This window comes from Bartonella sp. TT29SHDZB, assembly GCF_042193395.1.
In the GTDB taxonomy this organism is placed as follows: Bacteria; Pseudomonadota; Alphaproteobacteria; order Rhizobiales; family Rhizobiaceae; genus Bartonella.
This window is the reverse complement of record NZ_JBHILQ010000033.1, coordinates 1-7,206: the sequence shown is the minus strand read 5'-3', so window position 1 is coordinate 7,206 and position 7,206 is coordinate 1. Positions and strand designations below refer to the sequence as shown.

General features: G+C 42.6%; 6 protein-coding genes and 1 pseudogene. All 7 read left to right on the top strand.

The window, feature by feature from the left end; genetic code table 11:
• Window positions 1-1,434, top strand: a 1,434-nt coding sequence (locus ACFIJJ_RS08740) for a hypothetical protein (protein WP_375646671.1), incomplete at its 5' end; no start/stop codon positions are given.
• On the top strand, window positions 1,434-1,859 hold the full coding sequence (locus tag ACFIJJ_RS08735; RefSeq protein WP_375646669.1) for a hypothetical protein: 426 nt from the start codon (window positions 1,434-1,436) through the stop codon (window positions 1,857-1,859). The genes ACFIJJ_RS08740 and ACFIJJ_RS08735, both read left to right, overlap by 1 nt.
• Before the next feature lies 1 nt (window position 1,860).
• A complete protein-coding gene (locus ACFIJJ_RS08730) occupies window positions 1,861-2,697 on the top strand; it encodes a hypothetical protein (RefSeq protein WP_375646668.1) in 837 nt (278 codons plus the stop codon).
• Between the two features lie 7 nt (window positions 2,698-2,704).
• Entirely contained in the window at window positions 2,705-4,153 is a 1,449-nt protein-coding gene (locus tag ACFIJJ_RS08725) for a hypothetical protein (protein ID WP_375646667.1), read from the top strand.
• Window positions 4,153-6,336 (top strand): hypothetical protein, encoded by a 2,184-nt coding sequence (locus ACFIJJ_RS08720; RefSeq protein WP_375646666.1) that lies wholly within the window; start codon window positions 4,153-4,155, stop codon window positions 6,334-6,336. The genes ACFIJJ_RS08725 and ACFIJJ_RS08720 overlap by 1 nt, the downstream gene beginning before the upstream one ends.
• Before the next feature lie 16 nt (window positions 6,337-6,352).
• Window positions 6,353-7,018, top strand: a complete 666-nt coding sequence (locus tag ACFIJJ_RS08715; protein WP_375646664.1) for a transglycosylase SLT domain-containing protein — start codon at window positions 6,353-6,355, stop codon at window positions 7,016-7,018.
• Window positions 7,019-7,030: 12 nt separating this feature from the next.
• Window positions 7,031-7,206, top strand: a pseudogene (locus ACFIJJ_RS08710) (phage tail protein); the annotation flags it as partial.

The following is a 7,206-nucleotide window of genomic DNA, read 5'->3' as shown; positions in this document are numbered from 1 at the left end:
TACAGACCAGATGTTGCGGTTGTCAACGGCAGCTTTACGGATAGCCTTGTGAATGTTTTACCAGCAGATGGCGGTTATATACCCATGCCTAGTGCAATGGTTGTGTCTCATGCTTTGGAAGAAAAGCCCTTGGGTTCAATCGCCTTTAGAAGCGGTAATGGTGTTAAGATAATCGTAGGAGGCAAGCAAAAGCTTTACAGTTATGATAGTCAAACGAAGGGTTGGAAAGACATAAGCCAAAGTGGTGTGACCTATCATGCGCATGAAGATAATCAATGGTCGTTCGCTTTGTTTGGTCAAAGAATTATTGCGGTCAATAAAAATGATAAACCACAAGTTTTTAACACCCATAGTTCTGAACGATTTGAAGATTTAGGAGGCAATCCGCCGAAAGCAGGCTTGGTGAAGGTTTGGGGACCTTTTGTTTGCCTGATGCAACTAACAGATAAGCCAAACCGTGTTCAGTGGTCAGGTCTCAATGATGCAACCCATTGGACGGTTGGGGAGAAAAGTTGTGATTATCAAGATTTTCCGGATGGAGAATATGTTCAAGGGGCAACAGAATCCACCAATCCCCTCATTTTTATGCGTTCTGCTATTTATGCTGGAACCTTTGTTGCGGGTTCTAAGATTGTGTTTACATTTCAAAAGATACAAGACAAGCGAGGAGCCCGTAGTGCAGCCTCTATAGCATGTCGAGGGAGTGACGCTTTTTTTGCAGGTGATGGTGGTTTTTATCAGATGAGTTTAGATGGTCAACTTTTACCGATAGGTTTTGAAAAGGTTGATAGAACGGTTTTTAAAACATTTGATAAGTTTGCTCTTGATGAGATGCAAGGAGTTATAGACCCCATTGATAACCGGATTTATTGGTCCTTAAAAAGAGGCAATAACGAGCAAACGACCTTTGTTTATGATTGGGGTTTACAGAAATGGTCGACACTACAGGGAAAGCTTTTCACGTTCTTTCCAGTATTTACAACAGGATATACTTTAGAACAGTTAGATGAGATTTCGATCAATCTTGAGGCATTGCCGGCTTCTTTAGACAGCCCTCGTTGGCAAAGTGGCGCGCCAATGCTTGGTGCTTTTGATGAAAACAATCGGCTTGTTATGTTTACAGGAGCCCCGATGGAGGCAACGGTTGTTTCACAAGAGATGGGGGCACCGGATGGAAGTTTTAACTTTATTACGAAGATGTTTGCCGAAGTTGATACGACGGAAGGTCTTTTAAGCATTGGAGAGCGTCGGCTTCGCAATAATCAGACACCGATCACATGGCACAAGGAGAGGGTGTGTTCGTATGTCACGGGTGCTTATCATGGTCGTTCGCGCAATCGTTATCACCGCTTTAAATTGCGTATTCCTGAAGGTGTTCATTGGAACCAAATCACAGGATTTAATGTGGATTTACGTCCTTTAGGCAGAGGGTAATGGCAAAAGTCTTTTTGACCACGTCTTGGGATATGGAGCGTATAGCGCCTTATCTTGAAGACATCATTGCATCCTTTAGAGAGTATGTAGAGCGTTTCAAATATGAAATTACGTTGCAAGGACTCATTGAATCTATTTGCATGGGCGAGAAACAGTTATGGCTTGTTTTGGATGATGAAGAGCGCTTTTTAGCGGTCGTCACGACCCAGATACAACAGACAGTTTTAGGAAAGAAACGCGCTCTGATTTGTGAATGTAGTGGCAAGGGTGTTCTTGATTTGGTTGACAATTTGCAAGTTGCCGAGGATTGGGCGCGTGAGAATGGGGCTTTTGAGATAGAGATTTTAGGGCGTTTAGGTTGGAAACGTGCATTGGACAAGCAAGGTTACAGCATAGATATGCTTTATTACAGGAAGGAATTGTAACATGGGGAGCAAGACACCGACAACAACAGAACAAAAGCAGGTGCAGACAAGCGCTCCTCCCGCTTGGATGCAGAATGTATTTAAGCGTGGGGGTGCAGATGCCTATCAAATGTATGACACAGGGATTGGGGGTAATGTGTATGGGGGACCTCGTATTGCCCCGTTAAGTGCTCAAACCACCCAAGCCATAGGTGGTCTTGGGAGTGTCCCTCATCATTATCAAAATCGCTCTTTGATGAATACAATCTATAATCCAACGTCGGCAGCCATGAATCTTCGACATATGGCTTCTGGTGGTATGGTTGGGCAGAATCCGTCTTTTAATGCCGCTCTTCAAAATAGCTTAGACCGTGCAAGAGATACGATTAACAGCTCTTTTGCAGGTGCGGGTCGTTATGGGTCCGGTGCACATGCAGGTGTATTGGCAAATGAACTTGGTGCTTTGTCCACAAGTGCTACAGCAGACCAGTATAATCGTGATGCGGATCGCATGATGCAAGCGAATTCACTGATAGACCAAGCCAATCAAAATCAGTTGGGAGCATCAAATAACTTCTTGCAGGGTTATGGCAATGCCTATTCCAATGCCATACAGGGGGGAGGTGTGCTTGATAATTACAATCAGAGAGTTGTTGATGCCAATCGTGAACGTTGGCTGGAACAAGACAATAGCAGCTGGAATAGGTTGAATATGCTTATGAATGCCGGTCATGGCTTTGCAAGGAATTACGGCACGACGACGAATAATGTGTCAGAATCTAAGATGCATGGTAACGACCCTTGGAAGAACGCTATAGGGATTTTAGCTAGTATTGCTAATTTTGCAGGAAAAAAGTGAGGTAGTTATGCAAAATAGTAACGATAACATGTTATCAAGACTTCTTAAGTCTATGCATGTAATGAGCCAATATGTACCACGTATACGTTTCAACGATCTAGAAGACGCCAAACAACAGGCAAATAATTTACCTTATTTAACCCCTTCTTCCCCTATAGCAACTTTTGGTTCACAATCAAATCCTTTAGGTTTAGCTAAAAATACTTCACCTTTACCAGATGTAAGTTCGTCTTTAAGATCGGCAGGCAGAAAACCAGATGTACCGTCTTCAGTTCCTTCTTTACCAGTAGCGACCTTTGGTTCACAACCAAATCCTTTAGATATGGAACCTTTGCCTAATGCAATTTCAGATTTGGCATCATTGAAACCAAAGCAGTCTCAATTACCAGAGCCTATTGCACCGGTAGAACAACAGCAAGTTGCACAGCCACAACAGAGTACTGTTCCTCACCAAGATACTGGTTCTCAACAGAGTTTTTGGGATTATTTGCGTAGTCCTGAGTTTTTACAAAGATTATCGGATTATGGGATTGGTTATGCATTATCAGATGGGACGATAGCACAAAGTTTAGCGAATGCAGCTATGAATCTTCGTCGTGGTGATATGGAAAGAGAAAAAAGAGGGCAGGTTAACCAGACTGTCGAGTATCTAAAATCCAAAGGCTATAGTGAAGAAGAAGCTGCTATTATGGCACGTAATCCGCAAATGCTTAGTGCGATGCTAACAGGTGGTGATACTCCTAAGTTAAGTCAGGGGTTTCAATGGTATACCAATCCAGAGACTGGTGAACGCGAAATGAGACCGGTAAAGGGGTCTCCACAAGAACTTGAGTATAATCAAAAACTACAAGCCCAGAAAGAGTGGGAGGGTAGAAGGATAAAAAATATGTTCACCACCAAGCAGCAGTTGAGAGCTGGATTAAATGATCTGAAAGCTGCTTTTGAACTCATTCAAACAGGTAAGGCTACAGGATTTAAGGGGTGGTTTATGAAAAAAGCTGGTGGAAGTGAAGCGTACAAATTAGACAAATTATTGGAGGGAATTAGAGGTGGTGTTCTAAGGACGGTATTTGAGAATCTAAAATCGATGAGTCCTAGCGGAACAGTAGGAACTGGTCCTATATCAAATTTTGAAAGTCAGGCACTATCATCAATGTTTGGTTCTTTGGATGTTGGGCGAGATAAAGAGGGATTGGAGAGGACTTTACAAGTAATTAAAACAGCATTTGATTTTTTCAATAGGCATAATGATCTTCAACTGTACAACGCATTAACAGGTCAGCCTATAGATACGCCCCAAGAAATCTCTGATAAATATTTTGTAGATTCACCGATGTCACAAGGAGGTGGTGCAAATATACCTATAATGAAATGGCAGGAAGGTATCGACAGAGATGATATCACTGTGTTTATAGATGCGTCTACCGGTAAGCGTATTGAAAAGGAAGAGTATTAATGAATACTTATACTAGCATTCCAGAATATGTAACATCTAAAAGTGGAAAACGTTACCGTTTGCGTGTTCTCGATGACAATTCGAGAGGTGGCACTCCAGAATATGTAACATCTAAAAGTGGAAAACGTTATCGTTTGCGTGTTCTCGATGATGCTCCGAATTTTGAAGAAACACCATCACCGCAACATCCCGAAATCACGCAAAGTGAAGCTTTTTGGAACTCTTTAAAGCATGGTTTGAGTTTTAATTTAGATGATGAGATTGCGGGGATCACAGCGGCAGGACGTGATTCTGATGATCAGTTGGCAATAAGTGCTTTTTTGAATGGGCTTATCAACTATTGGACTGGAGATAAGAAAACCATAGAAAAATATGAGAAAGAAGCTAATAGAATACGTGATTATTATCGTAGGATGAGTGATCAACATTATTGGACTTCTTTTGCTGGAAATGCTTTAGGGTCGGCAATCCCTTCACTTGCGACTTTAGGGGGAGGATTATTAGCCTCAGGAGCACGCTTTGTAGCGCCTACACTTGCAAGGAATGTGGCGGGGTCAAAATTAGGTCAAGCCTTTTTGAACACTGGTCAGTCATTTCCAAGTCGATTTGCAAGTCCATTTTTAGGCATCACGAACAAAACAACATTGCCGCATTTGCTTAAAGTAGGAGCGGCATCTGGTGCATTACATGGAGCAGGTGAAGGCGAAGGGCTTGGTAATACACTTACAAGTACGTTATCTGGTGCAGGTTTAGGAGCGGGCGGGGCATTGGTTGGAAGTGCTTTAGGTCATTTGGCTGGTTCTACTGTCGGTGGAATACGAAGACTTCTTTCTCCTTCTCATAAGCAAGGTGTTGCAACAGACACGTTAAGAGCAATCAGTAAACATTTAGGTAAGGAGGCGTCTGAAGAGCTAGGAGAATCTTTTAAAAAAGCAGTTCCTACCGATTACGTAGCTGATCATAGTCCTTTTTTACAGGATCTTGTTTTTGATATCGCGAAAAGAAACCAAGGGGCTTATCTTGATTTAACCAAGAGAGCTGAACAGAGAGCGCTGGGAGGAGGGGAGCGTATTCATCAGGCGGCTGATAAATACTTTGTTCCTCGTCAAAATGTTACAGGTTTAAAAGATGATCTTATCGCGATTAGGAAAGCAGAACCACATACTCTTTACGAAATAGCTCAAAAAACACCAATAGGAGAACAGCATTATGGTGCTCTTAATGAATTAATGAAGCGTCCATACTTCAAACAGGCTTATAAAGGAGGGCTACAGGAATTCACGAGTGGTGGCAAAGAAGTCAGTTCGTTTTCTTCTGAAAAATTTAATCTCCTTAAAGAAAAACCCAACATGGGAGTTCTCCATGAAACGAAGGTTAAACTTGGTCTTATGAGAGATGAAGCCGAGAAGATAGGAGATAATAGTAAAGTTCATACCTTAGTTGGCATTCAGAAAAAGTTATTAGAGCTTATGGATGATATATCGCCTAAATATAAGAAGGCACGATCATTGTATCACCAATATAGTTCACGTTTAGATGCCATGGATGAAGGTTCTAAAATCCTTAGCAAGTCGGTTAATAAGGATGAGTTCAGTAAAATCTTTGATGAATTACCAAAGGCACAACAAGAATACTTTAAAAAGGGTTCAAGGGCAGAACTTTTACAAGGTATGGGTCAAACAAAAGATGAAGTGTCTAAGGCAAAGGAGATTTTTGGTACGAATGATCTATATGAACGATTTGCAAAGATTTATGGAGCAGATAAAGCTTCTGCTGTTAAGAAGGTTGTCGATAGAGAAGCTAATTATGCAGATTTTTATAACAGAATACCCAATCGTGTAGCGAATGAAAAGATCTCTTTTACGCATAACGTCAGTATGCCAACGGGTAAACGTGATGCAGCTGTACAATTAGCAAAAGCTGCTGGGAAGTCTGCTTGGATTCCTTTCAAAGAGGCGGCGTTTAGAGAGCGTCAACGGATTGAAAAGGATGTTGTCAAATTGTTAACAGGGGGGACACAGATTAAGAATGATCAAATTGTAGCTCTCATTCAACGCATGGTAAACGCGCATCATAAGGGATATGCGACAAAAGAATGGTTCAAAAAGCTTTCTGCTGCTTTGTTTGGAGGTGGGGGAAAAGCCTCAACGGAGGAGTTGAATTTATTGAGTGCATTTGAGTAAGGGAGGAGATTAGGCTATGACCCGTTATAGTCCGGCTGTTAATCAAGCGATACGGCAAACGGCAGCGCGTTATGGCTTGCCAGAGAGTTATTTGTACCGTGTTGCGCAAGTTGAAAGTGGAGGCAATCCGAATGCAAGGAATCCACGCTCTTCTGCTGGTGGCTTGTATCAATTTATCGATAGCACTGCCAAACAATATGGTTTGCAGGATAGGTTTGACCCCATGCAAGCGGCAGATGCCATGGGGCGGTTTACACGGGATAATCGCAACCATTTAAGCCGTCTGTTGGGAAGAGCGCCTAGTGAAGCGGAGTTGTATTTAGCACATCAACAAGGGGCAGGAGGAGCCGCGCGGCTTCTTCAAAATCCCCATGCGAATGCGGCGCAAATTGTTGGCAGTAATGCGGTTGGCTTGAATGGTGGAAACAACGCTATGCGTGCAAGTGATTTTGTCAACCGTGTGTTGCAGATGTACGGTGGGAAGAAGTCTTATGGTGCACGCCCTATTGTTTTTGGAGGCTCTGTACCAGCACAGGGGAACAGGGATAATTTTCTCGAGGTTTTAAGAGCCTTACTTTCATCAGAGCAAGAGGCATCAGAAGAAGCTGATGAGAGATCTGATGATAATCCTTTGATGACGCAATTTATGCGTGCGTTTTACGGACCGTTTTACAAGATTTAGGATTCATAAGAGATGTCAACGATTTATGATTGGTCGCTTAGAGCGGCGGATAATACGCGCGTGGATGATTTGATTGATTGGTCAGAAGGACAGCAGCCTAGCAGTGTGAATACGAGCGCCCGTGTGATGATGCAGCGCGTAAAGGAATACTTGTCAGACACGGGTGGAGAGCTTGAAGGCATTGTTAC

What these genes read in the sequence shown, in the direction of transcription:
- ACFIJJ_RS08735 (WP_375646669.1), top strand. Translation starts at nt 1,434, where the DNA reads ATGGCAAAAGTCTTTTTGACCACGTCTTGGGATATGGAGCGTATAGCG.
- ACFIJJ_RS08730 (WP_375646668.1), top strand. Translation starts at nt 1,861, where the DNA reads ATGGGGAGCAAGACACCGACAACAACAGAACAAAAGCAGGTGCAGACA.
- ACFIJJ_RS08725 (WP_375646667.1), top strand. Translation starts at nt 2,705, where the DNA reads ATGCAAAATAGTAACGATAACATGTTATCAAGACTTCTTAAGTCTATG.
- ACFIJJ_RS08720 (WP_375646666.1), top strand. Translation starts at nt 4,153, where the DNA reads ATGAATACTTATACTAGCATTCCAGAATATGTAACATCTAAAAGTGGA.
- ACFIJJ_RS08715 (WP_375646664.1), top strand. Translation starts at nt 6,353, where the DNA reads ATGACCCGTTATAGTCCGGCTGTTAATCAAGCGATACGGCAAACGGCA.